The sequence below is a fragment of the Saccharopolyspora sp. 6V genome, from assembly GCF_020176785.1.
GTDB classification, from domain to species: Bacteria; Actinomycetota; Actinomycetes; order Mycobacteriales; family Pseudonocardiaceae; genus Saccharopolyspora_C; species Saccharopolyspora_C gregorii.
Genome location: NZ_JAIUKB010000052.1, coordinates 15,446 through 39,253, shown reverse-complemented (window position 1 = coordinate 39,253; position 23,808 = coordinate 15,446). Strand labels below are relative to the sequence as shown.

Genomic DNA, 23,808 nt, shown 5'->3' with positions numbered 1-23,808 from the left:
GCGCCGCGGGGCGCCCGGCCCCGTGGGCGCCGCGGCTGTCCCCCGGTTCCTCCGGCGCCCGGGGCCGGGGGGGGGGGGGCGCCCCGGGCCGCGGGGCGGATCAGAGGTCGTCGGCGATGCCGCGGATCTGCTCGATCAGCTTGGTGCGCTCCTCGAAGGACCCGGCGAGCGGCGTCACGTTCATCGTGGTCACGCCGGACTCCTTGAACGCGGCGAGGCGTTCCCGCACGTGGCCCTCGGAGCCGATGAGGGTGCTGGCGGCGACCAGCTCGTCCGGCACCTTCGCCGCGGCCTCGTCCTTCTTGCCGTCCAGGTAGAGGTCCTGGATCTCCTCGGCCTCGGCCTCGTAGCCGTAGCGGCGGGCGAGGTCGTTGTAGAAGTTCTTGCCCTTGGCGCCCATGCCGCCGATGTAGAGGGCGAGCATCGGGCGCATCGAGTCGACGAGCGCGTCCACGTCGTCGCCGATGGCCAGCGGGGCCTGGCCGACGACGTCGAGCTCGCCGAGCTCGGGGTCGCGCTTGGCCTTGCCGGCGGCCAGCGATTCGCCCCAGACCTCGTGGGCCTTCTCGGGGACGTAGAAGATCGGTTCCCACGCCTCGGCGATCTCGGCGACCATCGCGACGTTCTTCGGGCCGATCGCCGCGACCATGATCGGGATGTTCGGGCGCACCGGGTGGTTGATGAGCTTCAGCGGCTTGCCCAGCCCGGTGCCCTGGCCTTCGGGCAGCGGGATCTGGTAGTGCTTGCCGTCGTGCTGCACGCGTTCGCGGCGCCACACCTGGCGGCAGATGTCGACCAGTTCGCGGGTGCGGCCCAGCGGCGCGTCGTAGGGCACGCCGTGGAAGCCTTCGATGACCTGCGGCCCGGAGGCGCCGATGCCCAGGGTGAACCGGCCGTCCGAGACGAAGTCCAGCCCGGCCGCGGTCATCGCGGTGAGGGTGGGCGTGCGGGTGTAGATCTGCAGGATCCCGGAGGCGATCTGGAGCCGTTCGGTGCGGGCGGCGATGAAGCCCATCTGGCTGACCGCGTCGAACGAGTAGGCTTCGGCTACGTAGACGATGTCGAGTCCGGCCTTCTCGTAGGTGGCCAGTTCGTCGACGGTCTCCTTGAAGCCTCCGCTGTAGTTCAGCGGCATCCCGATGCGCATGGTGGTCCTCTCCGTCGCTGACGTTGCCGGGTGGGCGCACCTCGCGTTCCAGCCGCAGCACCTGGTCGCCCCGAGGTTACCGCTTGGTAGCGGTCAGGGGTGACTCCTTTGTAACACCACCTGGTGTGACATCGGAAGTGCTCATGTACCAGTGACATCAATTACGGATCAAGAAAGTCCGAACGGGCGATGAACAAAACCTGTGCATACGGCATGATTCGGCCATGCCGATGGTTCTGCGCTGCTGCTCCTGGAGGTACGTCCTACGCCTCGAAGGCCCGTCCGGACTACACGTGAGGGTGGTATGAAGCTCGGACTCCTCGACATCGGTTCCACCGCGGCGCGGCTGGAACTGGTCGACCTCGACCGCGGCAGGCTGCCCCGCGCCTCCTGGAGCCACAAGGAGCGCACCCGCCTCGGCGAGAACACCCTCGCCGATGGCTCGGTGACCGAGGAGGGCATCGAGCAGGCCGCTCGCGCCGTCGCGGGCTGCGTGCGCGCCGTCGGCACCGACCTGCGCGGACCGCTCGTCGCGTTCGGCACCGCCGCGGTGCGCGACGCCACCAACGGCACCGAGCTGCGCGCCCGCCTCGCCGACGCCGCGGGCACCCGCATCGGCTCGATGACCCCGCACGCCGAAGCCGCGCTCTGCTACCACGCGGCCCGTCGCTGGCACGGCCGCGAGGACACCCCGCTGACCACCATCGACATCGGTGGCGGCACCGCCGAGGTCGCCACCGGATCCGGTCCCTACCCGGACGAAGTGGTGTCGATGCCGCTGGGTGCCGCCCGGCTCACCCGCGAACACCTGCCCGCCGACCCGCCGCCGCCGGAGCAGGTCGCCGCCCTGTACGCGGCCGTCGAAGCGGTCGCCCCGGTCGAGCTGGCCCCGTTCCGCGGGCGCAGGCTCGGCCAGCCCGTCGGCCAGTCGAAGGTGCTGCGGCAGCTGGCGGTGCTCGCCGCGAGCTCGTCGAAGCGGCTGGTGCGGCACCCGGACACCCTGGCGCGCACGAACCTGACCCGGTGGATCCCGCAGCTCGCCGAACTCGGCCAGGCCGAGCGCGCCAAGCTCCCCGGCGTCTCCCGCAGCAGGGCGCGGCGCATCCTCGCCGGCGCGATCACCGCTGATTCGCTGCTGCGCGCCCTCGGCGTCGACGAGATCGACCTGTGCCCGTGGGGGCTGCGCGAAGGGCTCGTCTTCCGCTTCGTCGAGGCCTACGAGCGGGCCGGGCAGTGCACCCGCGCCGAGGCGATCCGCCGGTTGACCGACGAGATGTTCGCCTGAACAGGTGCATCCCCGCGTCTCGCGGTGGGCGGTTCCCGGGCGGGGCCGGAACGGTAGCGTGCAAGGCTCCACGGCGAACTCGGGAGGCCACTTCGTGACGGTCCTGCTGCACATCCTGATCACCGCGGTCGCCGTGTGGGCGACGACCGCGCTGCCCGGCATCGAGCTCGGCGACGCGAGCACGGACGCCGGAACGAAGATCGTCACCCTGCTGGTGGTCGCGGTCGTGGTCGGCGTGATCAACGCGGTGCTGAAGCCGATCGCGAAGACGTTCGGCTGCCTGCTGTACCTGGTCACGCTCGGGCTGTTCGGACTGGTGGTGAACGCGCTGCTGTTCTGGCTCGCCGGGTACGTGGCGGGCGAGCTGAACATGCCGTTCCACGTGGACGGGTTCTGGGCCGCGTTCTGGGGCGCGCTGGTCGTGACGATCGTCAGCAGCGTGCTGCACGGCGTGGTGCGCCGGATCAGCATCAACGCCGCGGAGAACCGGGAGCGCGAATACCGCGAATACCGCGAGTACCGCGACTACCGGGACCGCGGCTACTACTGATCCGCACGCGTCCGGCGGGCCGGGCCTAGGCGAGCTTGGCGCCGACCCGGTCCGCGATGTCCTCGCCGATGCGCAGCGACGCGGTCGCCGCGGGGGAGGGCGCGTTGAGAACGTGCACCCAGCGGTCGTCCTCGTGCACCAGGAAGTCGTCGACGAGGGTGCCGTCCGGGCGGACCGCCTGCGCCCGCACCCCCGCGGGCGCGGGCACCAGGTCCGTCCCGCGCAACCCCGGCAGCAGCTCCCGCGCGGCCCGCACGAACAGCGGTTTCACCGCTGAGCGCGCGATCTCCGCCGCACCGGTCCGCCAGTAGCGCTTCGCCAGCGCCCGCAACGCCGGATCGCGCAGCAGCCGCCGCAGGTGCGGTGCCGACCAGGTCCGCCAGTCGTAGCCCTCGCGGGCCAGCGCCGGAACCGCGTTCGGCCCCACGTGCAGCCCGCCGTCGGCCATCCGCGTGAAGTGCACGCCGAGGAACGGGAACGCCGGGTCCGGCACCGGGTAGACCAGCGCGCGCACCAGGTCGCGGCGCCCCGGCGCGGCCTCGTAGTACTCGCCGCGGAACGGCAGGATCCGCGCGGCCGGCCGGGTGCCCGCGAGCTCCGCCACGGTGTCGCTGTGCAGCCCGGCGCAATTCACCGCGAACCGGGTGCGCACCTCGCCGGTCTTGGTGCCCAGCACGAGCCGGTCGCCGTCGCGGCGCACCGAGCGCAGCTCGCAGCCGGCCCGGACCTCGACGCCGTCGGCGGCGAGGTCCGCGGCCAGCGCCGCGCAGACGGCGCCGAAGTCGGTGATCCCCGCGTCCGGCACCAGCAGCGCGCGAAGCCCGCGCACCTGCGGTTCCCGCTCGGCGATCGCCGAACCGTCCACTTCGGACAGGCGAACGCCGTTGGCGGTGCCGCGGCGGGCGAGCTCGGCCTGCCGCGGCAGCTGCTCCGGCCGGGTGGCCACGACGAGCTTGCCGGTGCGCCGCACCGGAACCCCGTGCTCGGCGCAGAACCGGTGCATCGCTTCCGCTCCCGTGCGGGCGAACCGCGCCTTCGCGCTGCCCGGCGGGTAGTACAGTCCACTGTGGAGCACGCCGGAGTTGTGGCCGCTCTGGTGCGCGCCCACGGCCGGCTCCTTCTCCAGCACCACGATCCGCCCGGCCGCGCCCCCGCGGGCCAGCGCCCGCGCCGTGGCCAGGCCCACGATGCCGCCGCCGATGATCGTCACGTCCTCGTCTCCGGCCATGCCGGTCATCCTGCCCGTCCCGCCCCACCGGTTCCAGCGGCGGCGGTAGGGTTCGCTCCGGTTCACGGGTGCGGGGAGGGAATGCCGTGGTGCAGCTGCTCCTGCTGTCGAGCTCACGGGTGCACGGGTCACCGGGCTTCCTCGGGCACGCACTGCCCGCGATCGCGGAGCTGATGGCCGGCCGGGAGCGGATGCTGTTCATCCCCTACGCCCGCCGCGACTTCGACGACTACGCGCGCATCGCGCACTCGGTGCTCAGCTCCGCCGGGATCAAGGTCGACGGCCTGCACCGCGCCACCGATCCGGTGCGCGCCATCGCGTCGGCGGAAGCCGTGTTCCTGGGTGGGGGCAACACGTTCCGGCTGCTCGCGACCTTGCAGCGGCAGGGCCTAGTCCGCGCGCTGCGCCGCGCCGTGCTGGCGGGCGTGCCGTACCTGGGTTCCAGCGCGGGCACCAACCTGGCCTGCCCGAGCCTGCGCACCAGCAACGACATGCCGATCGTGCAACCGGCCTCGTTCGCCGCGCTCGGCCTGGTGCCGTTCCAGATCAACCCGCACTACCTGCCGCCGGACCCGGCGAGCACGCACCGCGGCGAGAGCCGCGACGAGCGCCTCGCCGAGTTCCTGGAGCACAACGACGTACCGGTGCTCGCCCTGCGGGAAGGAGCCTGGCTGCGGGTCCGCGGTCGCCGCGCCGAGCTGGGCGGCGCCGACGCGGCCCGGCTGTTCACCCGCCGCGCCCCGGCGCGGGACCTCGCGCCCGGCACCGACCTGACCCACCTGCTCGGCACCATCCCGCGCTACGACCTGTGCTGATCGCCGATCGTCCGGGTCGTCGCGAGGTCGTCCGGTCGAGTGCTCGGCCGTCCGGGGCGAGCTGGTCCTCGGCAGCTGGCTAGGTAGACTGGTCTACCCAGTCGCGGTGGCGAGGAGGTTGCGGTGGTCGGTGCGGGTGCTCGGCTCAGCGCGCGCGAGCGGTTGCTCGCGGCGGCGGCGCGCCGCTTCTACCGGGACGGGGTGTCCGCGACGGGGATCGACGCGATCACCACCGAAGCCGGTGTCGCGAAGATGAGCCTGTACAACAACTTCTCCTCCAAGGCGGATCTGGTGCGCGCCTACCTCGAAGCGCGGCACGAGGAGTGGCGGGAGTTGCACCGGCGGCGGCTGGCGCGGGCCGCGGACGCGCGCGGCCGGGTGCTCGCCGTCTTCGACGCGTACGCGGACCACGCGGAACTCGCCCACGAGCACGGGTTCCGCGGCTGCGGGCTGCTCAACGCGGCCGCCGAGCTGCCCGCCGGGCACGACGGCCGGGCGGTGGTGCGCAGGCACAAGGAAGAGGTCGAGTCGCTGCTCTCCGACGCCCTCGGCGAGCAGCTGCCCGACCGGCCCGAGGACGCGCGCGCCGCCGCCGAACACCTGGCGTTCCTGCTCGAAGGTGCGATGGCCCGCGCCGGGCTCGAAGGCGACGGGGAACGGCTGCGGCACGCGCGGACGATGGCGGCGGACCTGGTGGGCCGGCTGTGAGCCGCAACGGCAGCTCGCTCGGAGTGGTGGCCGTGCTGCTCGCCTCGGTGCTGTGGGCGACCACCGGGACCGCGGCGAGCTTCGCACCCGACGTGGGGCCGCTGGCGATCGGGGCCGTCGCGATGGGCACCGGCGGCCTGCTGCAAGCACTGGTCGCCGGCCCGCGCCTGGTGCGCGGGGCCCGGCTGCTGCGCGCCCGGCCGGGACCGGTGCTGCTGGGCGCGGTGGCGGTCGCCGTCTACCCGCTGGCGTTCTACAGCTCGATGCACCTGGCCGGGGTCGCCGCGGGCACCGTGGTGTCGATCGGGTCGGCGCCGCTGGCGTCCGCGCTGGTCGAGCGCGTGGTCGACGGGCGGCGGCTGAGCCGCCGCTGGCTGCTCGGCGCGGGGCTCGGGTTGTCCGGGACGGTGCTGCTGTGTGCGGCCGGGGGCCGCGCGGGGGGGGGGGCGCCCCGGGGGGGGGGGGGGGGGGGGGGGGGGGGCGGGCGGCGGGGGGGGGGGGGGGGGGGGGCGGGGCGGGCCGCTCCCCGCCGGCCGCCCGCCCCCGGCGGGCGCGGTCGCGCCCGGGTGGGGGAGCGCGCTGGGCGTGGTCCTCGGCCTGGTGGCCGGGGGCACCTACGCGACGTACTCGTGGGCCGCGCACCGGCTGATCAGCGGCGGTGTCTCGTCCGCGGTGGCGATGGGCGGCATCTTCGGGCTCGGCGGGGTGCTGCTGCTGCCGGTGCTGGTCGCGACCGGGGCGCCGTTGCTCGCGTCGGCGGCGAACGCGGCGGTCGGGGCCTACCTGGCGCTGGTGCCGATGTTCCTGGGTTACCTGCTTTTCGGCTGGGGGCTCGGGCACATCGCCGCGAGCACCGCGACCACGCTGTCGCTGCTGGAACCGGCGGTCGCCGCGGTGCTCGCCGTGCTCGTCGTCGGGGAACGGCTGCCCGCCGCGGGCTGGGTCGGCATCGCCCTCGTCCTCGGCTGCCTCGTCGTGCTCACCGCCCCGACGCCCGGAACCCGCCCGCGGCTCGTCACCGGGCGACGCCGGGCGGCGCACCCGGCCCCGGCCCCGGCAGCGGAGGACTGAACGCGGACCCGCGTCCGGCGGATCGGGTGTCCATCGTGGACGGACGCGCCGAGGTCCGGCCCAGGGGCGGGATTCCGCCTCCCGAACCGGACCTCGGGTGTGGATCGGGCGATCAGGAGCGGACGGTGATGACCGCGTCGAGTTCGACCAGCGCCCCTTGCGGGAGCGTCGGTGCGGGCAGGGCGGTGCGGGCGTGCCTGCCCGCGTCGCCGAGCACGTCGATCAGCAGCCGGGAGGCGCCGTCGACCACCTCGGGCTGCTGGATCGCGTCCGGGGTGCTGTTCACCCACGCGTTCAGCTTGAGCACCCGCACCACGTTCTCCAGCCCCACCGCGTCGTCGACCCGCGCCAGCAGGTTCAGCGCGCTGACCCGCGCGGCGGCCACCCCGGCGGCCACGTCGGCGTCCGCGCCGAGCCGCCCGCCGAGGACCTCGCCGGCGGCGGTGCGGGAGATCTGCCCGGACACGTGCAGCAGTTCCCCGGACAGCACCGCCGGTTCGTAGGCGTACTTCGGCGGGCCGAGCACCGGCAGTTCCAGGGACAGCTCGGCGAGCCTGCTGCGGACGGCGCTCACCACTTGCTCACCACGTAGGTCCGGTCCGCGCCGATGTACCAGAGGTCTTCGGTGCCGATGGCCACGTCGTCGTACCGCCACGGGATCTCGGCGGCGCCGAACGAACCGACCCGCAGCACGTGCTCGTAGCCGGGGCGCAGCTCGTTCGCGAACGATTCCTGCTTGCCCATCAGGTGCCCGACGTTGCGCTTGCGGTACTCGGTGTTGAAGTCGACCTCGGTGCCGAGCACGCCGATCTCGCGCATCCGGTCCAGGTGCGGCGCCAAATACTCCAACGTGCCCTCGTGCACGTCCTGGCACACCACGCCGGGGCGTAGCTGCCCGATGATGCCCTCGCGCACCACGTCGAAGAAGAACGCGTACGCCTCCTTCGCGCCCGCGGTGCGCGGCAGCGAACGGGCCATGTCGGAGGTGGCGACGGTGACGCCGCCCGCCACGATCCGCACGCCCGCGTCGAGCTGGATGCAGGTGGTGTCCCGGTTGATCGGGAAGTCCACCGGCGGCCCCGGGAACAGCATCCGGTTCGACGAGTGCAGGTTGGTGAAGTACGGCTCGATGCCGAACGGGATGTCGCGCTCGGTGCGGAACTCGACGATCTTGTCGAGGTAGACGGCGTAGATGTCGAGCTCGGTGAACTCGCGGCCCTCCTCGATGCCCCGCTCCGCCCAGGCCAGCGCGGCTTCGATGGCGAACACGCTGGTCCGCGCGGCGATGATCTGGAACGCGAGGTCCTCGTGGTCCCGGACGTCGCGCCAGTGCCCGAGCGCCGCGGAGACGCCGACGAGCTCGCTGCCGGCCTGCTCCAGCTCCTGGGCGAAGCCGATGCCGACGAACTCCTCCTCGACGCCGACGCGCGGGCCGGGGCTCAGCTCGGCGACCGCGGCCCCGAACGAGTCGTACCGGCCGACGGGCGTGCCGGGCAGCCCGGAGGTGCCTTCCGGGGCGAGCACGAGGAGGCGCCCGGCGGCGGGCAGCCACACGGCGACCGCTCCGGCCGGCTGCTCGTGCCCGGTGACCTCGGTGTGGTTGGGGGTGGCGGCCAGCAGCACCGCGTCCAGCGCGCGCTCGGTGGCCAGTTCGGTCAGCGCCGCGTACCGGGTGTCCGTGCCGTCGGGGATCTCCGCGGCGAGCCCGTCGAGGTGCTCGACCCCGTCGATGAGCTTCTCCGCGACCCGCGCGCCCTCGGACCGCCATTCGGCGAACCGGGCCAGCACGGATGCGGTGTCCACCTCGTGGGCGACCACCGGTCGCGGCGTGGTGGCGTCGACGGTGACCTCCAGGGCACCGGAGGCGGTGAACGCCCGGTGGTGGGCAAGCACGACGTCCGCGGCCAGGTGCACCCGCCCGTCCCCGGCGAGTTCGGCGACGAGCTCCGGCAGCGAACCCGCCACCCGGGTGCCTTCGACGACCCGCGGATCGATCGTCACCCACGGGGCGTAGAAGCGGATCTGCTCCGCGGGCACGCCCGCCGACAGCGCGTTGCCCTGCTCCTGCTGGCGCACCAGCAGGTGGCGCTCGCCGTCGCGCTCGGCGATCAGCGGGCTCACCAGCGGGTGCGAGTCCAGGCGGATCGCGGAGAACAGCAGGCTGCGCCGGGCGTCGAGCCCGTAGTGCTGCTCGACCAGTGCCTCGTCCGCGGTGAGGTGCAACATGTGTTCCTCCTGGGTGGTGATCAGCTGATGCCGGTGGTGACGCCGATGTGCGACTCGATCTCGGTCGCGTACTCGGAGAAGGCGGGGGAGAAGCGGTGCTCCTTGCCGCGCGGCCGCGGCAGGTCGACGTCGACGTCGGCGACGATGCGGCCCGGTTTGCCGCCGACCACGACGACGCGATCGGCCAGCCACACCGCTTCCGGGATGCTGTGCGTGACGAACAGGACGCTGCACCCGGTGTTGCGCCAGATCCGCTGGATCTCGAAGTTCATCGAGTCCCGGGTCATGGCGTCGAGCGCGCCGAACGGTTCGTCCATCAGCAGCAGCTCGGGCCGCGACACGAGGGCGCGGCAGATGGCGACGCGCTGCTGCATGCCGCCGCTGAGCTCGTAGGAGTAGCGGGTGGCGCGGTCGCCCAAGCCCACCATCTCCAGCAGCTCCCGCGCGTAGTCCTCGGCCGCGCGATCGCGGGTGCCGCGGAACTCCAGCGGCAGCAGCACGTTGTCGAGGTTGTTGCGCCAGGGCAGCAGCACCGGGCTCTGGAACACCATCGCGATGTCCTCCAGCCCTTCCTTGATGGGGCGCCCCTTCACCAGGATCTCGCCCTCGGTGGGGTCCTGGAGCCCGGAGATGGTCTTGAGCAGGGTCGTCTTGCCGCTGCCGGACTGGCCGACGATGGAGACGAACTCCCCTGGCCGCACGCGGAAGTCCATGCCGCGCAGGACGGTGTTGTGCTGCCCGTCCCGCGACCGGAAGGTCTTGCCGACGTCGTTCACCGAAATCGCGTATTCGTGGCTCATCTGGCTCTCCGTCACGGCGTTGTGATCGTCTGGCCGCGGTGCAGCGGTTCGAGGTAGTCGTTGCTGTAGACGTCGGCGGGGGTGAGGTGCGCGTCCGGGCTGAGCCCGAGGAAGTCCCGCGCGACGTCGATCATCTGCTGGACGCCCGCGTCGTCCATCTCGCCGTAGGCGTCGCCCGCGCCCCAGTTCAGCTCGCACTGCTCGTCGATGGCGAGCACGACGGTGCGGTCCTCGTACCCGCTGACCTCCTCGCCGAAGTCCTGCGCGGCCTGCTCCGGGTGGTCGCAGGCCCAGAGGAAACCCCGCTGCATCGCGCGGTTGAACCGCTTCACCTGGTCCGGGTGGGTGCGCAGCTTCTCGTCGGAGGCCACGATGCCGTTGCCGTACAGGTCGATGCCCAGGTCGGACCACTTCAGCACGGTGGCCTCCCGGTCCAGCGCGTCGAGCGTCGGCTGGTCGGAGACGTAGAGCGCGAGGTTCGCGTCCCACTGCCCGGCGACCAGGCCGGGCATCTTCGCGGCGCCGGTGGCGTGCACGACGTTCACGTCCTCGACGGCCATGCCGAGCTTGCTCAGCGCGTACGGCCACATCGCGGTCATCGCCCCGGTCGCTTCGGTGGCGACGGTCTTGCCCCGGAGGTCCTGCCAGTCGTCGATGCCGGTGCCCGCGAGCGCGATGACCGCGTAGGCGGAGCGCGCCTGCACCAGGTTGACCTGCTTGACCTCGGCGCCCCGGCCCTGGCTGAGCACCGAGGAGCCGTAGTCGGCCCAGCCGAAGTCGACCTTGCCGGTGTCGACGGCGGTGACGGTGTTGGTGGAGCCGGAGCCCGGCATGACCTCCAGGTCGATGCCCTCGGCGGCGAAGAAGCCGCGTTCGACGGCGGACACGAACGGCGCGTGCTTCGGCAGCCAGCTGACGTCGAGCATCAGCGACATCCGCTCCCGCCCGGTGTCGGCGCCGCAGGACACCAGCGCCAGCAGCGCCAGCACCGAGCCCAGCGCGAGCAGCGTCCGCGGCCTCATCGGGTGTGCTGCTTCCACGGGACGAGCTTGCGCCCGGCGAGGTCGACCAGGAAGAACAGCACCAGCGCGATCGCGGCCAGCACGATGAACGCGGCGAACATCGACGGCAGGTCGATCTGGCTGTTCGCCAGCATGATCACGTAGCCGAGGCCCTTCGACCCGGCGATGAACTCGCCGACGACCGCGCCGCCGACGGCCAGCGAGATGGAGATCTTCGCGCCGGAGAGGATCGACGGGATCGCGTGGATGAACTCGATCTTCGTCATCTTCTTCCACTGCGAGGCCTTGTTGATCCGCGCCAGCTCCTGCAGCTCGTGCGGCACCGAGCGCAACCCGTCGTAGGTGTTGATCACCAGCGGGAAGAACGCGATGGCCATCGCCACGAACGCCTTCGACTCGAAGCCGAAGCCGAACCACACGATGAACAGCGGCGCCAGCGCCACCTTCGGCACCGTGTCGATCGCGATCAGCGCCGGGTACAGGAAGCTGCGCACCGTCGTCGAGTAGTGCAGCGCCGCCCCGCACAGCACGCCCAGGGCGGTGCCGAGCGCGAACCCGGCCAGCGCCTCCTGCACCGTGATGAACGTGTTCTCCGCGAAGTAGCCGGGGCGTTCGGCCAGTTCCACGAACGCGGAGAGCGGGCCGACCATCAGGTACTCCGGCGGGTCGAAGACCCGCACGGCGATCTCCCACAGCGCGAACAGCCCGACGATGCCCGCGACGGCCTTCGCGGCGGCCAGGACGGACTCCCGGGCCGGGCCGCGGCGGCGCCGCGCGGGTGCGGCGTCGGGGGCGCCCCGTTCGTGCTGATCGGGGCGCCCCGTGCCGGGCGGGTCGAGCACGGACCGGCCGGTCTCCGGGGGCGGGGGTGGAGTCATGCGTTCCTCACAGCGTTGGAAGGTGCACGGAGCGGGGGCAGGGCCGGGTTCCGCGTCGACGCCCGGCCCCGCGGCTCAGGGGGCGAGCGTGCGCGACACCGCGATCACCTCGGACAGCAGCGCGCGCTCCTGCTCGTCCAGGTCGGTCAGCGGCGGCCGCACCGGGCCCGCCGGGTGGCCCGCCAGGTCCAGGCCCGCCTTCACGATGCTCACCGCGTAGCCCGGGCTGCGGTCCCGGATCGCCGTGTACGGCAGCACGACCTCGTCGAGCAGCCGCCGCACCCGCGGGCGGTCGCCCGCGCGCACCGCCGCGTAGAAGGCCAGCGCGAACTCCGGCAGGAAGTTGAAGATCGCCGAGCTGTAGGTGGTGACGCCGAGCTCCAGGTAGGGCAGCGCGAACGTCTCCGCGGTCGGTAGCCCGCCGATGTAGACGAGCCGGTCGCCGAGCCGCGAGTGGATGCGGGTGATGTTCTCCAGGTCTCCCACGCCGTCCTTGAACCCGATCAGGTTCGGGCAGCTGTCGGCGAGCTCCGCGACCGCCTCCGCCGTGTACACCGCGTTCGCCCGGCTGTAGATCACCACGCCGAGCGAGGTCGCCGCGCACACCGCGCGCACGTGCGCCACCAGGCCCGCCGCGGACGCCTCGGTCAGGTAGGGCGGGAACAGCAGCACGCCGTCCGCCCCGGCGGCCTCCGCGTCTTCGGCGAACGCCACCGCCTGAGCGGTGCCGTGCCCCGCCGGGGCCAGCACCGGGGTGCTCTCCGGGGCGCTCTGGACGGCGGCGCGCACGACCCGGCCGACCTCGGACGGGGTGAGCGAGAAGAACTCGCCGGTGCCGCCCGCCGCGAACAACCCCGCCACGTCGTACTTCGCCAACCGGGCGATGTTGTCCCGGTACGCGGCCTCGTCGAACTCGAGATCATCGGTGAAGTGGGTGACCGGGAACGACAACAGCCCCGAACCGAGGCGGTGGGCGAGCTCGCTGGGAGCGATGGCCGGCATGTGCGTTCCTCCTGGCTGACAGCGGACTGCGATTGCAGGTGAGCGTAAGGAGCAGCGACCGATCCCGTCCAAGACTTGTTTCGCATCGAGTGATGCGTGGATTGGATCGGTGAGCACGCTCGGTGCAGGTCCGCGGCCCGCCCTTCCTCCCATCGGCACGAGCCCCGGCGAACGGGGCCCGGCCCGGCAGCACCGGATCGCGGGTGCAGGTCAGGTCGTGCCGGATCCGGGATCGCAGGCGGAGGCCGGGCCGCGCCGGGGGAATCGCGGCGGCTCAGTCGAGCCGGGGTCGGAGCCCCGGTCGAGCCGGGTTCGGAGTCGCGGGCGGAGCCTCGGTCGAGCCGGGGTCGGAGTCGCGAAGGGGCTCGGCGGCGCGTTTCCCCGGCCGCTCCGCTCGGCCGTGCGGTACCCGCGGCCCGGCCCGGACGTCAGAGCTCGCGCCGCCAGATCCGATCGTCGTCGACCCGGTCGCCGAGCGTGAACGTGCAGCGGCCGACCTCCGCGAACCCGTACCGCCGGTAGAACCGCTTCGCCCGCTCGTTGTGGTCGAACACCGTCAGGTAGATCTCCGGAGCCCGCCGCGCGGCGGCGGTCCGCAACGCCCACTCCACGAGCTCGACGGCCACCCCGCGACCGTGCCACTCCGCGAGCACGTAGATCTGCTGCAGCTCAACGGCGCCCGGCGCGGGGTCCACCGCGGGCGCCCGCAACGGCGTCACCTTCGCGTACCCGACGGGCGCCGACCGGTGGAACGCCACCAGCCACCGCACGTCCGGGTTCCCCAGATCCCGATCCATCGACCCACCGGGCCCGTAAGCCTCGTCGAGGAACACCCCGAACGGCCCCGCGTCGTACCGCGCCCCGAACGTCGCGGCGAACGACTCCCGGGCCATCGCCCGCAACGCCGCGTGCTCGCCGACCTCGGGAGCGGAGTAGGTGATCTCGTTCGAGCGCAGTGCCACAGCGGTCTCCTCCACCACGGAAGACGCCCTTGGCCGGAAACAGGAACCCGAGCGTGACAGGCCGAACCCGCTGCAGCGCCCCTCGAACTCCCACCGGAACCCTACAGCGCTTCGGGGCGCCGCTGATCTGCTGCCGACCCCGTCGGTCGCGTTGAAGCCGGAGTTTCCGGGACGACAGGGCCTGTTCGACACGAGTACCGGGGGCGGCCAGCCATGAACCACCGGTCAGTTGCCGTCGTCTTCGGTCACCTCCGAGCCGCATGTGCTCCAAGAACACGACTAGGAGCCAGGCAGTTCTTCGGTGGCGTGTGCTGCGCCGGTCGGGTCTCCTGCTCTGCCTTGCCAGGAGGCGAGGTTGTTGCGGGTGGTCAGGGTGTCCGGGTGGTCGGGGCCGAGTATCCGGGTGTAGTCGGTGAGTAGTTCTTCGAAGGCGTGTGCTGCGCCGGTCGGGTCTCCTGCTTCGCCTTGCCAGGAGGCGAGGTTGTTGCGGGTGGTCAGGGTGTCCAGGTGGTCGGGGCCGAGTGTGTGGTGGGTTTGATCGTGGAGGTGGTGGAAGTAGGTGGCGGCGTGGGCGACAAGCCCGGTTTCGCCAAGGCTGCTGCCTGCGCGGAAGAGGACGCTATGGGCGTCTGGGTGCCACAGATGGGCGACGGTGTGGGTGTGGAGGTGGTCGGTGTTGGCGCGGAGTGCCTGGCTTTGAGCGGTATCGCGTTCGATTTCGGGCCAGATTTCGAGCAGTGCGTCGGCGGCGTGGGCGAGCGTTGCGCTGTGGTCTTCGGGGAAGGTCTCGCGGGTGGCGCGCTGCACGAGAGCGTGGACTCGCACGGTGCGGTAGCGGTCGGTGTGGTCGATATCGGCCAGGCTGAGTCTCCGGAGGTTCTGCAGCGCGTCGGCGACGCGATCCGCCTCAACAGCGCCCGGGTCCTCTAACGCGTCAGCGAGGTGGGCTTGCACCGCAGCAGTGGTGAAGACGTCCCCTGGAATGCCGTTGGGATCGAGCACCGCCGCCAGTTGCAGCAACGGACGGGCCAGTCCTGCGGGGCTGAGCTGGTTGGCCCAGTCGAGGGACAGTGACCATGTAGCGGCCACGGTGTCCTGGTGGTCATCGGGGAGGCTGCCGGTTTCGGGCAGCAACTGGGCCAGTTGCCGACGGCGGTCGGCTAGGCGTCGCCGGTAGTCGGCGCAGGTGAGATTCCGGTCGAGAAGGTACGCCGTGGCCTGGGCCAGTGCGAGGGGCAGGTAACCGAGATCATCGGCCAGTTCCGCCGCCCCCTCGGCTAGTTCCGGCCTGTCGGTGAGCTTCGCACGGATGTAGCCGACAGCTTCGGACGAAGTGAACAGCCCGACTTTGATCAGGTGACGATGATGAGCGGCGAGGCTGGCGTCTTGGCGGTGGGTGGTGACCACGACTCGGCCAATGAAGCGTTGCGGCGGCCATAGATCACGGAGGTCGCCGGGGTCGTGGAGATCGTCGAGCACGATCAGCCAGGGCCGGTCGGTTTCCGCGAGCCATTCGAGGAACCGTTGGCTCGCACGGTCCTCATCGCCGTCTCCGCGAGTGAGTCCGATCTTGGTCGCGGCGGTGGCGTAGCTGGACACGATCGCCTCGCGGGAGCTCGCAGTGATCCACACCAGTAGATCCACATCCTGGGCAGCCCAGTGATGTTCGGCGAACTGCGCGGCCAGCTGCGTCTTGCCCACTCCGCCGAGGCCGGCCAACACCTGGGTGAGCACCGTGGTCTCGCCCGCCCCGGCGACATCGGTCAGTTCCGCACTCGACGCCCGATACTGGAAACAGTCCGCCGGCAGCGGCACCACCCCCACCCGGCACGGCCACGCCACCGGCTCGGTCGGGTGGACTTGCGTGGTCTGGTAGACATCCCGCACCTGGCCGGCTTGAACCACGCTTTCGCCGGTGCCGCTGAAGTCGTTGCGGGTCTTCGCGTCCTCCACCACGCCGATCAGTGTGCCGCAACACACGATCAACCACGGCCAAATCCACCGAGCCAGCGCAACGAGACGTCACTTCCCGGCCTTCTGTGAGACGCAACCACCAGCAGGCGAGCCACGACGCCCGGTGACGGGCCCACGGGAGTGGCCAAGGCGACCACCCTGTCCTCCCAGCCACACCGGCTTTGGAAATGTGCCCCAAGCCCGCCATTGCCCGGGCGACGGATGCTCGTGACCGATCTCTTCGACGACCCCTGCGCGGTTCCCGGCCGCCTGCCTTCCTTCTGCGCCCCCGACTTGGCCGGGGGGCTCGCATACAGCTGGCAGGCGGCCCCGCAGGGGCCGCCCTTGATGAAGAAAAGAAACTCTGAACACGAGCACCCTGGGGCACTGGCTTGGGACTAGAGCTGGTGCAGCTTGGCGATGACGTCGCCGGCGCAAGCGGGAGACCGCTGAGCAGATCATCAGCCGGGAGGACTTCCGCCGGAAGCTGTGCCCGCGGTGCCCGACTACTATCGCTCCCTCGTCGCTGTGGCCGGTGGTGCTGGGCTTCGGTGGGGCGAGGTCGTCGGTCTCTGCCCGGACGCTCTTGACCTGGAAGCGGGAACGCTGAGCGTGATCCGGACGGTGGTGGAGGTCAGCCGGAACACCTCGTTCAAGCCGTTCCCGAAGTCCAGCGCGGGAAGGCGATCGGTGCCGTTGCCTCCTTGGCCGGCCCGGCATAGTCGCGACCACTTGCGGGAGTGGCCTCCATCGAGTGAGCGTGCACCGGTTTTCGCGAACATGGCGGGAAAACCGCATCGGCGGACGCTGTTCCGCTCCCGGGTGCGGCGGCCTTCGCTCGTGCTGGCAGGACTGCTCGGTCAAGTCACCGAGGAGGACGGCGGTTTCGTCGCGATTTGGCTGGACGCGGCAGGGGAGGGGCGTACGGAGAAGCGCCGGACACATAGCCAGGCCGTGAAGGTCGCTGCCGCGAATGCCGGGGAGGGACTGCGTTTCCACGACTTGCGGCACTCCTACGCGACCTGGTTGGTGGACGACGGTGTTCCGGTGAACATGGTTCAGCGCGTCCTGGGACATGAACGGTCCTCGACCACCCCGGACCTCTACACCCGGCGGACGGATGGAGGGGATCGCATGCTGCGTGCGCTCACCGATGAGGCTGACGACGGGCTCGGGCCTCGCTGACCGCGTGCTGACCCTTCGGGCCGGGCAAAGCGAAACGGCCAGGTCCGAGATTCCCTTTCGGGTCTCGGACCTGGCCGTTTTCTTGTGGGCGATACTGGGATCGAACCAGTGACCTCTTCGGTGTGAACGAAGCGCTCTCCCCCTGAGCTAATCGCCCGGTGCCGCCGTTCCCGGCGACATGGAGAACTCTACAACACCCGTTTCAGGGCCCGAGCAGGGGGGAGGTCAACCACGGCCAGTCGACTCCGAACCAGCGTCCGATGGTGGCGTACATGCCCAGCAACCAGAGGGTCAGGACGACGACGATGCCGGTCAGGGCGGCGATGCCGAGCTTGACGGTCCAGTGCTGGCGGGAGACCCAGTTGCTCCAGCGGCGGTAATGGCGCTTGGTGAAGACGTTCACCTGGTGCGCCCAGTGGAACTCGGTGGCGAGGATGCCGAGCCCGGCGAACACGATGAGCCAGCCGGGACCGGGGTAGGGGATGGCGATGATGCCGACGATGAGCACCAGGGTGCCGAAGGCGCCGAGCCCGACCCGGTAGGTCGTGTTGAGCGTCGGGTTGGCGCGGATGCGTTCGCGGCGGGCGCGGAGCGCACGTCGCAGCCGGTGGAGCCTGCGGCGGGGCTGCGGGGCATCGCGCGGGGAGTCGTCGGCTCGGGCCACGTCGGTCTCGCTCGCTCCCGGTTCGGCTGTCCTGCTCAGAGTCCACCTGCCACGTCGTGTCGGGCGCCTGCGCGGCCCGGCGGGGCTGTGATCTGCGGGTTCGCCGCAGCGCGTCCGCGGATGCGGCGCGGCGCCGGGTCGCGGGACCAGGATACGGGCCGTGCTCCCGGCGGCCCGGTCGGCGCAGGTCCGAGAAGGGTTGCGCGGGCCGACAGAATGTGACGTGCGTCATGACGTGGTTTTTCCCAGTTCTGGCACCGGGATCGGCCGCGCCGCTTCGAGCCTGGTCACACTGTGGCACCGCTCTCCTCGACCGGGTGGCGGCCAGGCGTGAGGGCTTCCGCGTCCGGATGTCGGGGTTAGTCCGTCTCGGCGAACGCTCGTGGCGAGTGTCTCAGCACGACCCGCGGAAACCCCTGTGGGCGCAGGCTCATCGCCTATCCTGGAAACCGTGCCCGGCAGCGGCGGAGCGGGAGTTCGACGACGGTGCCGGAAGCGTTGTGGGGATGGTCCGACCGGTGCTCCGGACGGCGCCGGGAACCGGTGCCGATGACTCGGACCGATGTTCGATCGGGGGGTGCGATGTGGCCACGCTGCGCAGTTCACCGACCGCGTTCCGAAGTTCAGTATGCCCCGACCGGGTGATGTAAGGCCCGGTGGCGAGCAGATGACCCCGCAGAGGCGTCACAACTGTGTTGCTCGGTCGATAAGCGGACCGGGAGGGAGTTAGGAAGGCGAGGACGATGCGAAACGATCACGTGACACTCCGTTCGACGGCGGTGTTCGATCTGCTGGCCCCGCAGACGCCGGCCGTGCCGGTCCAGGTCGAACTGCGCTACGACACCCGCGACCCCTACGCGGTCGTGGCCGCGTTCCGCACCGGTCGTGCCGGTTGGGTCGAGTGGGTGTTCGCCCGCGACCTGCTCGCGGACGGGCTCATCGCGCACGCCGGTGAGGGGGATGTGAGCATCCGGCCCGCGGTGGACGACCCCGAGGTCGTCGCGATCGAGCTCAGTTCGCCGTCGGGGCACGCGGTGTTCGAGGCCTCGGCGCAGGAGCTGGCGGACTTCTTGGACCGCACCTACGACGTCGTGGTCCCCGGGAACGAGAACCTGTGGGTCAACGTCGACGACGCGCTGACCCGGCTGCTGCCGCACGACCTGTCCTGACGATCACGCCCGTGACCTGCGCGGTCCGGCTCGGCGCGGACCGGCGCGGGCGGCGATCGACCCCCCTTTGATCGCCGGGGGCGGCGTGGTCTAAAGTTCTCCGTGCAACGCGGCGGTGACTCCGGAGCCGAGCCGGAGAGTTCACCGCGGTGCACGCGGATGTAGCGCAGCTGGTAGCGCATCACCTTGCCAAGGTGAGGGTCGCGGGTTCGAGTCCCGTCATCCGCTCTGGGAAACCGATCGGGTCGAACTCGGGTTTCCGGGTATCGGCACCCGGTCGCTCGGAGTCCGGCCCAGCGCCCCAACCCGGCGGAGTGGCCGAGTGGCTTAGGCAAGGGCCTGCAAAGCCCTGTACGCGGGTTCGATTCCCGCCTCCGCCTCGCGCGATTAGCTCAGTGGGAGAGCGCTACCTTGACACGGTAGAGGTCACTGGTTCAATCCCAGTATCGCGCACCAGAAATCCAGTACGCGCACCAGATTCCCGTAGCGCGCACCAGCGGTTCCGAGCCCCTGTCGGTCATCACCGGCAGGGGCTTTCGCACGCCCGGGCGCCCCGGCCTCGGGCGCGGAGTGCTCAGGGGGACTACTCGCGGTCGGTCGCGTCGGCGGTGTCCCGCCCGCCGGGGTGGCGGTGGCGCCACGTCCAGAAGACCGCGCAGGACACCAGCGCCCACGCCGCGAGCACGAGGAAGGGCTGGGCGTGCTGGTACTCGCCGAAGTAGACGGCGGTGTGCTGGGCGTTGACCGAGGCGCCCGGCGGCAGCCAGCGGCCGATCCAGCCGAGGACCGACGGCAGCAGCGGCCAGGACACCGCCCCGCCGGACGAGGGGTTGCCGATCAGCACCATCAGGCCCCAGGTCGGCAGCATGGCCCAGCGCCCCAGCAGGGTGTTGAACATCGTGAACACCATGCCGGACGAGAACATGGTGAGCGCCAGAATGAACCACGACTCCACGAACGGGAACGAGACCGCGCCGAGCAACCAGTCCACGGTCGCCGTGATCGAGAAGCCGCCGAGCAACGCGTAGGCCGCGGTGAACCCGATCCGTTCGAGCGGGTCGAGCCGCCGCGCGTGCACGCTGAGCTGGATGGCCCCGACGAAACCGATGATGACGGCGGCCAGCGACACGTAGAAGAGGGCGAGCCCGCGCGGATCGCCGCGCTGCAGCGGCTTGAGGTCCACCACCGTGACCGGCACGCCGATCGACGCGCCGACCCGGGGTCCCGCGCCGGCGAGGACCTGCGCCACCGTCGAGCCGGCGGCGCCGGCGACGTCGAGCCGGATGCCGCCGTCCTGTCCGCTGAGGATCGCCAGGACCTTCTGCTGCTCGACGGCGGCGACGGCCTCGGCGTGCGAGGCGAAGCGGTGGAGTTCGATCCCGGCGTCCAGCGCGTCCTCCATCCCGGCGACGAACCCGGCCTGCGGGGGCGGGGCGGGGCCGTCGACCACCGCGGCCGGGATGCGGTGCGGAGTGGGATCGGCCATGGCGAACGTGTACGTCCCGGCGAACAGGCCGGCCGCGGCGGCGAGGATGAGGACCAGGACGGTCGCGGGCAGGAACGGCGAGTTCCGGAACGCCGTCCACGGACCGTGCCTGCGCTCGCTCACGTCGTCACTCCAGGTCGGATGGTTGCTTCGGGCCGGGCGGTGGAGTCCGGGCCGGTGCCGCGCGGGATCAGCGGGTCACCGGCGGTCCGTAGGTGGGCTGCCACATCGCGTCCTGCACGGCTTGGACGAGGTTGTCGGGTTCGGTGGTGGCGACGCCCTCCTGGACGGCCGCCGCCGCGACCGCGACGGCGACGGCGGCCGACGAGGCGCGCAGGTTCCGGACCGGGGGCAGCAGCGAGGCGCCTGGTTCGGAGACGTCGGTCTCGTCGGCGACCGCCTTCGCTGCCGCCAGCAGCATGCCGTCGGTGATGCGCCCGGCGCGGGCCACGACGGTGCCCAGCCCGAGGCCCGGGTAGAGCAGCGCGTTGTTGGCCTGCCCGATGGTGTGGGTGGTGCCCTCGTAGGTGACCGGGTCGACCGGGATGCCGGTCGCCATGAGGGCCTTGCCCCCGGACCACGGGATCGCCTGCTGCGGCAGCACCTCGATGCGCGAGGTGGGGTTGGACAGGGGCAGCAGGATCGGCCGGTCGACCCCGGCGCAGAGCGCTTCGACGACCTCGCGGGTGAACGCGCCGTGGGCGGTGGAGGTGCCGATGAGGATCGTCGGCCGGACCTGCCGGACCGTGCTGAGCAGGTCGATCTCGCCGTCGACGCGGTCGAAGTCGCGCGCCTGCTCCGCGGGTCGGGCGTAGGCGGACTGGTGCTCGGGCAGGCCGGCCATGTCGTCGGTGACCAGGCCGTGCTCGTCGACCAGCCACACGCGCGCTCTCGCCTGTTCCGGGGTGAGGCCGTCGCGGACCATCGCGGCCGAGATCTGGTCGGCCATGCCGGTGCCCGCGGTGCCCGCGCCGAAGACGACGAGCCGCTGCTCGGCGAACGGCTGCCCGGTCACCTGGAGCGCGGAGAGTACGGCGGCCAGGACGATGGCGCCGGTTCCCTGCAGGTCGTCGTTGAAGATGCGGCGGGTGCTCGCGTTGTCCACCAGGATGCGCCGGGCGTTGGCCGGGCCGAAGTCCTCGAAGTGCAGCAGTGCGCGCGGGAAGAGCTCGGTGGCGGTGGACAGGTACAGCTCGATGAAGTCGTCGTAGGCCTGGCCGGTCGTGCGGGCGTGCCGGTTCCCCAGGTACATCGGGTCGTTGAGCAGCAGCTGGTTGTCGGTGCCGACGTCGAGGTTCACCGCGAGCACCCGCCCCGGGTGGATCCCCGCGGCGGCCGTGTAGACGGCGAGCTTGCCGATGGAGATGTCCGTGCCGTTGACGCCCCAGTCCCCGATCCCGAGGATCTGCTGCGCGTCGGAGGCGACGATGAGGTCGACGTCCTCCGGCCCCAGCCCGAGGTTCTCGAAGGAGGCCGCCACGTCCTGCGGGCGGTCGATGGACAGGTACACCGCGCGGGACCGGCGGTAGTCGCGGCTCCACTGCTGGATCGCCTCGCCCACGGTCGGGTCGTAGACCACGGGCAGCAGCTCCGGCAGGTGGTCCACCAGCAGCTTGAAGTACAGCGTCTCGTTGCGGTCGTGCAACGTGTCCAGGTAGATGTACTTCGCCAGGTCCGTGGGTTGCCTGCCGAGCTGGGCGTAGGCCCTGGCCGCTTGCTGGTCGAGGGTCTCCACCGCCGACGGCAGCCGGCCGGTCAGCCCGAGCTCGGCGCGTTCGGCCGGGGTGAACGCGGTGCCGCGGTTGTGCAGCGGGTCGCGCAGCGCGGTCGGAATCCTGGCCACGGCTCCTCCGTTCCCTCGCGGAAGTGGAGGCTCGGGGGGCCCGCGACCTGCGCGGACGTGCCACCGCGGACGACGTCCGGCCCCCTCGGGCCACGCTAGCGCCCGGTGACCGGACCGGCACGGCCCGCGGGCAGGGGCCGTACCGGCCGGGGCGGTCAGTCGACGACGATGTCGCCGGACCGGCTGGGGATCGCGTCGAGCGCGGCGACGGTCTGCTCGTCGAGGACGAGGGATCCGGCGGCCACGTTCTCCTCCAGGTGCGCGAGGGTGGCGGTGCCGGGGATGAGCAGCACGTTCGGCGCGTGCTGCAACAGCCAGGCGAGGCCGATCTGCGCGGGCGTGGCGCCCAGGGCGCGGGCGGCGTCGAGGACGGCGGGCTCCTCGGTCACCTTCGGCATTCCGGCGAACGGGCCGCCGAGCGGGAAGTACGGCACCCACGCGATGCCCTCGGCCCGGCACAGCCGCAGCAGTTCCTCGTCGCCGCGGGAGAGCAGGCTGTAGGCGTTCTGCACGCAGGTGATGCCCGCGGGTAGCGCGCGCAGCAGCTCGTCGAGGCCGACGTTGCTGATCCCGAGCGAGCCGATCTTGCCCTCGTCGCGCAGCGCGATCATCGTCGCGAGCTGGTCGTCGAGGTCGACGCGCTGGTCGCCCTCCGCGCGCAGGCCGGGGCCGGTCTCCGCGCGGCGCAGGTTGACCAGGGCGATCTGCTCCAGCCCGAGGCCGCGCAGGTTCGCCTCCAGTTCGTCGCGCAGCTCCTCGGGGCGTTGCGCGAGGCGCAGCGGCAGCGGGCCGTCCGCGTCCGGGGTGGCGCCGACCTTGCTGGCGACCAAGGCGCCGTCGCCGACCGCGTCGCGGATGAGTTCGTTGGCGAGCCCGTGGCCGTAGAACTCGGCGGTGTCGATGTGGTCGACGCCGAGTTCGAGCGCTCGGCGCAGCACCGCACGGCCCGCAGCGCGGTCGTCGTGCAATCGTTCGAGCTGCATCGCGCCGTAGCCGACCCGGGCCACGGTGCGGCCGGCGAGTTCGGCGCGGCCGCCGGGGGTGGGTGTGGACGCTGACATGGGGGTTCCTGTCCGTGTGGGAAGATGGGGGGACGGAGGCGGAGGGGCCTCCGGTATGGCGACCGTAGCACGACCGGAGGAGCCTCCGCTTTGGTTGGATCCGAGAGACCCGCCCGCGCCGACGCGCGCCGCAACCGCGAGAAGCTCCTCGCGGCCGCGTCCGCCGCCTTCGCTGCCGGTGGCACCGTCTCCCTGGAAGCGGTAGCCCGCGAGGCGGGAGTCGGGATCGGCACCCTCTACCGCCACTTCCCGACCCGCGAAGCACTGGTCGAGGCCGTCTACGCCACCGAGCTCGACGACGTCGCGGGGAGTGCCGCCGCACTGCTCGCCGAACTCCCGCCCGACGCGGCGCTGCGCGCCTGGATGCGGCGGTACGCGGCCTTCGTCGCCACCAAGCGGGGCATGTTCGACACGCTCTCCGCGAGCTGGTCCGCCGGGAGCATGTCGGTGTCGACCACCCGGGAGCGGATCACCGGAGCCCTCGCGACCCTGCTCGACGCCGGGGCGCGGGACGGGTCGCTGCGCGCGGACGTCGAAGCCGAGGACGTCCTCGCGATGCTGCTCGGCGCTTTCCACTCCGCCGTCGCGGAAGGGGCGCCGGAGCGGACCGACCGGGTGCTCGACCTGGTGCTCGACGCCGTGCGCCCCCGCTGAGACGAGTTCCACGGACGTGTGATCAGCGATACCTGGCGTTCCGCGTCCGAATTAGGTAAGCCTTACTAGCCGTGAGAAGGGGGCCGATCATCGGGACCG

Annotated in this window: 22 protein-coding genes, 4 tRNA genes and 1 pseudogene; 12 read left to right on the top strand and 15 right to left on the bottom strand. The window is 71.8% G+C overall.

Features of this window, described 5'->3' with window-relative positions; genetic code table 11:
* Nucleotides 1-100 precede the first annotated feature (100 nt).
* A complete protein-coding gene (locus tag LCD35_RS11600; RefSeq protein ID WP_224956258.1) occupies nucleotides 101-1,147 on the bottom strand; it encodes an LLM class F420-dependent oxidoreductase in 1,047 nt (348 codons plus the stop codon).
* Between the two features lie 304 nt (nucleotides 1,148-1,451).
* Here LCD35_RS11600 and LCD35_RS11595 point away from each other — a divergent pair, with 304 nt between their 5' ends.
* The gene (locus tag LCD35_RS11595; RefSeq protein ID WP_224956257.1) at nucleotides 1,452-2,432 is read left to right on the top strand and encodes a Ppx/GppA phosphatase family protein; all 981 of its coding nucleotides are present in this window, start codon (nucleotides 1,452-1,454) and stop codon (nucleotides 2,430-2,432) included.
* A gap of 94 nt (nucleotides 2,433-2,526) precedes the next feature.
* Nucleotides 2,527-2,982: a phage holin family protein gene (locus LCD35_RS11590; RefSeq protein ID WP_225044165.1), complete on the top strand. Its 456-nt coding sequence runs from the start codon at nucleotides 2,527-2,529 to the stop codon at nucleotides 2,980-2,982.
* 25 nt (nucleotides 2,983-3,007) lie between these two features.
* Here LCD35_RS11590 and lhgO read toward each other — a convergent pair whose 3' ends face one another.
* Nucleotides 3,008-4,210 carry an L-2-hydroxyglutarate oxidase gene (lhgO, locus tag LCD35_RS11585; protein WP_225044164.1) on the bottom strand — a complete coding sequence of 401 codons (1,203 nt, stop codon included), beginning with the start codon at nucleotides 4,208-4,210 and terminating at the stop codon, nucleotides 3,008-3,010.
* Nucleotides 4,211-4,296: 86 nt separating this feature from the next.
* Here lhgO and pepE point away from each other — a divergent pair, with 86 nt between their 5' ends.
* From pepE to LCD35_RS11565, 4 genes and pseudogenes are all read left to right on the top strand, one after another.
* Nucleotides 4,297-5,025 (top strand): dipeptidase PepE, encoded by a 729-nt coding sequence (pepE, locus tag LCD35_RS11580; RefSeq protein ID WP_308011234.1) that lies wholly within the window; start codon nucleotides 4,297-4,299, stop codon nucleotides 5,023-5,025.
* A 123-nt stretch (nucleotides 5,026-5,148) separates the two neighbouring features.
* Nucleotides 5,149-5,733 (top strand): TetR/AcrR family transcriptional regulator, encoded by a 585-nt coding sequence (locus LCD35_RS11575; protein ID WP_225044163.1) that lies wholly within the window; start codon nucleotides 5,149-5,151, stop codon nucleotides 5,731-5,733.
* Nucleotides 5,730-6,137, top strand: a pseudogene (locus LCD35_RS11570) (EamA family transporter); the annotation flags it as partial. The gene LCD35_RS11575 and the pseudogene LCD35_RS11570, both read left to right, overlap by 4 nt.
* 181 nt (nucleotides 6,138-6,318) lie before the next feature.
* A complete protein-coding gene (locus LCD35_RS11565) occupies nucleotides 6,319-6,804 on the top strand; it encodes an EamA family transporter (protein WP_308016904.1) in 486 nt (161 codons plus the stop codon).
* 112 nt (nucleotides 6,805-6,916) lie between these two features.
* On the opposite strand, the gene LCD35_RS11560 is transcribed toward LCD35_RS11565, so the two are convergent.
* The 8 genes from LCD35_RS11560 to LCD35_RS11525 all read right to left on the bottom strand — a co-directional run bounded on the left by LCD35_RS11560 (nucleotide 6,917) and on the right by LCD35_RS11525 (nucleotide 15,650).
* On the bottom strand, nucleotides 6,917-7,378 hold the full coding sequence (locus LCD35_RS11560) for a RidA family protein (RefSeq protein WP_224956252.1): 462 nt from the start codon (nucleotides 7,376-7,378) through the stop codon (nucleotides 6,917-6,919).
* Nucleotides 7,375-9,030, bottom strand: coding sequence for a M24 family metallopeptidase (locus tag LCD35_RS11555; protein ID WP_225044161.1), 1,656 nt, complete (start codon nucleotides 9,028-9,030; stop codon nucleotides 7,375-7,377). The genes LCD35_RS11560 and LCD35_RS11555 overlap by 4 nt, the downstream gene beginning before the upstream one ends.
* A 20-nt stretch (nucleotides 9,031-9,050) precedes the next feature.
* Nucleotides 9,051-9,830, bottom strand: coding sequence for an ABC transporter ATP-binding protein (locus tag LCD35_RS11550; RefSeq protein ID WP_224956250.1), 780 nt, complete (start codon nucleotides 9,828-9,830; stop codon nucleotides 9,051-9,053).
* Between the two features lie 11 nt (nucleotides 9,831-9,841).
* On the bottom strand, nucleotides 9,842-10,852 hold the full coding sequence (locus LCD35_RS11545; protein ID WP_225044160.1) for an ABC transporter substrate-binding protein: 1,011 nt from the start codon (nucleotides 10,850-10,852) through the stop codon (nucleotides 9,842-9,844).
* Nucleotides 10,849-11,730 carry an ABC transporter permease gene (locus LCD35_RS11540; RefSeq protein WP_224956248.1) on the bottom strand — a complete coding sequence of 294 codons (882 nt, stop codon included), beginning with the start codon at nucleotides 11,728-11,730 and terminating at the stop codon, nucleotides 10,849-10,851. Before LCD35_RS11540 ends, LCD35_RS11545 begins: the two co-directional genes overlap by 4 nt.
* A gap of 75 nt (nucleotides 11,731-11,805) precedes the next feature.
* A complete protein-coding gene (kdgD, locus tag LCD35_RS11535; RefSeq protein ID WP_224956247.1) occupies nucleotides 11,806-12,732 on the bottom strand; it encodes a 5-dehydro-4-deoxyglucarate dehydratase in 927 nt (308 codons plus the stop codon).
* Between the two features lie 428 nt (nucleotides 12,733-13,160).
* Nucleotides 13,161-13,694, bottom strand: coding sequence for a GNAT family N-acetyltransferase (locus LCD35_RS11530; protein WP_225044159.1), 534 nt, complete (start codon nucleotides 13,692-13,694; stop codon nucleotides 13,161-13,163).
* 279 nt (nucleotides 13,695-13,973) lie between these two features.
* Complete coding sequence (locus LCD35_RS11525; RefSeq protein ID WP_225044158.1) at nucleotides 13,974-15,650, bottom strand: tetratricopeptide repeat protein; 1,677 nt, start codon at nucleotides 15,648-15,650, stop codon at nucleotides 13,974-13,976.
* Between the two features lie 495 nt (nucleotides 15,651-16,145).
* Here LCD35_RS11525 and LCD35_RS11520 point away from each other — a divergent pair, with 495 nt between their 5' ends.
* The gene (locus tag LCD35_RS11520; protein ID WP_225044157.1) at nucleotides 16,146-16,832 is read left to right on the top strand and encodes a site-specific integrase; all 687 of its coding nucleotides are present in this window, start codon (nucleotides 16,146-16,148) and stop codon (nucleotides 16,830-16,832) included.
* Between the two features lie 85 nt (nucleotides 16,833-16,917).
* Here the strand turns inward: LCD35_RS11520 and LCD35_RS11515 are convergent.
* Nucleotides 16,918-16,989: transfer RNA gene (locus LCD35_RS11515), tRNA-Val, on the bottom strand.
* 45 nt (nucleotides 16,990-17,034) lie between these two features.
* Nucleotides 17,035-17,496, bottom strand: a complete 462-nt coding sequence (locus LCD35_RS11510) for a TIGR02611 family protein (protein WP_224956242.1) — start codon at nucleotides 17,494-17,496, stop codon at nucleotides 17,035-17,037.
* Between the two features lie 743 nt (nucleotides 17,497-18,239).
* On the opposite strand from LCD35_RS11510, the gene LCD35_RS11505 reads away from it, so the two are divergent.
* From LCD35_RS11505 to LCD35_RS11490, 4 genes are all read left to right on the top strand, one after another.
* Nucleotides 18,240-18,665, top strand: coding sequence for an SsgA family sporulation/cell division regulator (locus LCD35_RS11505; RefSeq protein WP_184478055.1), 426 nt, complete (start codon nucleotides 18,240-18,242; stop codon nucleotides 18,663-18,665).
* 155 nt (nucleotides 18,666-18,820) lie between these two features.
* Nucleotides 18,821-18,893, top strand: a tRNA-Gly gene (locus LCD35_RS11500).
* 80 nt (nucleotides 18,894-18,973) lie between these two features.
* A tRNA-Cys gene (locus LCD35_RS11495) sits at nucleotides 18,974-19,045 on the top strand.
* Nucleotide 19,046: 1 nt separating this feature from the next.
* Nucleotides 19,047-19,121 (top strand) — tRNA-Val (locus LCD35_RS11490).
* Between the two features lie 127 nt (nucleotides 19,122-19,248).
* Here the strand turns inward: LCD35_RS11490 and LCD35_RS11485 are convergent.
* The 3 genes from LCD35_RS11485 to LCD35_RS11475 all read right to left on the bottom strand — a co-directional run bounded on the left by LCD35_RS11485 (nucleotide 19,249) and on the right by LCD35_RS11475 (nucleotide 23,055).
* A complete protein-coding gene (locus tag LCD35_RS11485) occupies nucleotides 19,249-20,274 on the bottom strand; it encodes an ABC transporter permease (RefSeq protein ID WP_224956241.1) in 1,026 nt (341 codons plus the stop codon).
* Nucleotides 20,275-20,341: 67 nt separating this feature from the next.
* Nucleotides 20,342-21,994 (bottom strand): NAD-dependent malic enzyme, encoded by a 1,653-nt coding sequence (locus LCD35_RS11480; protein WP_225044156.1) that lies wholly within the window; start codon nucleotides 21,992-21,994, stop codon nucleotides 20,342-20,344.
* 155 nt (nucleotides 21,995-22,149) lie between these two features.
* Nucleotides 22,150-23,055 (bottom strand): aldo/keto reductase, encoded by a 906-nt coding sequence (locus LCD35_RS11475; protein ID WP_224956239.1) that lies wholly within the window; start codon nucleotides 23,053-23,055, stop codon nucleotides 22,150-22,152.
* Nucleotides 23,056-23,145: 90 nt separating this feature from the next.
* Here LCD35_RS11475 and LCD35_RS11470 point away from each other — a divergent pair, with 90 nt between their 5' ends.
* Complete coding sequence (locus LCD35_RS11470; RefSeq protein WP_225044155.1) at nucleotides 23,146-23,709, top strand: TetR/AcrR family transcriptional regulator; 564 nt, start codon at nucleotides 23,146-23,148, stop codon at nucleotides 23,707-23,709.
* Nucleotides 23,710-23,808 lie beyond the last annotated feature (99 nt).

Bases quoted from the DNA above. Each gene is read 5' to 3' on its own strand.
- LCD35_RS11600 (WP_224956258.1), bottom strand. From the start codon at position 1,147: ATGCGCATCGGGATGCCGCTGAACTACAGCGGAGGCTTCAAGGAGACC.
- LCD35_RS11595 (WP_224956257.1), top strand. From the start codon at position 1,452: ATGAAGCTCGGACTCCTCGACATCGGTTCCACCGCGGCGCGGCTGGAA.
- lhgO (WP_225044164.1), bottom strand. From the start codon at position 4,210: ATGGCCGGAGACGAGGACGTGACGATCATCGGCGGCGGCATCGTGGGC.
- LCD35_RS11555 (WP_225044161.1), bottom strand. From the start codon at position 9,030: ATGTTGCACCTCACCGCGGACGAGGCACTGGTCGAGCAGCACTACGGG.
- LCD35_RS11550 (WP_224956250.1), bottom strand. From the start codon at position 9,830: ATGAGCCACGAATACGCGATTTCGGTGAACGACGTCGGCAAGACCTTC.
- LCD35_RS11545 (WP_225044160.1), bottom strand. From the start codon at position 10,852: ATGAGGCCGCGGACGCTGCTCGCGCTGGGCTCGGTGCTGGCGCTGCTG.
- LCD35_RS11540 (WP_224956248.1), bottom strand. From the start codon at position 11,730: ATGACTCCACCCCCGCCCCCGGAGACCGGCCGGTCCGTGCTCGACCCG.
- kdgD (WP_224956247.1), bottom strand. From the start codon at position 12,732: ATGCCGGCCATCGCTCCCAGCGAGCTCGCCCACCGCCTCGGTTCGGGG.
- LCD35_RS11505 (WP_184478055.1), top strand. From the start codon at position 18,240: ATGCGAAACGATCACGTGACACTCCGTTCGACGGCGGTGTTCGATCTG.
- LCD35_RS11475 (WP_224956239.1), bottom strand. From the start codon at position 23,055: ATGTCAGCGTCCACACCCACCCCCGGCGGCCGCGCCGAACTCGCCGGC.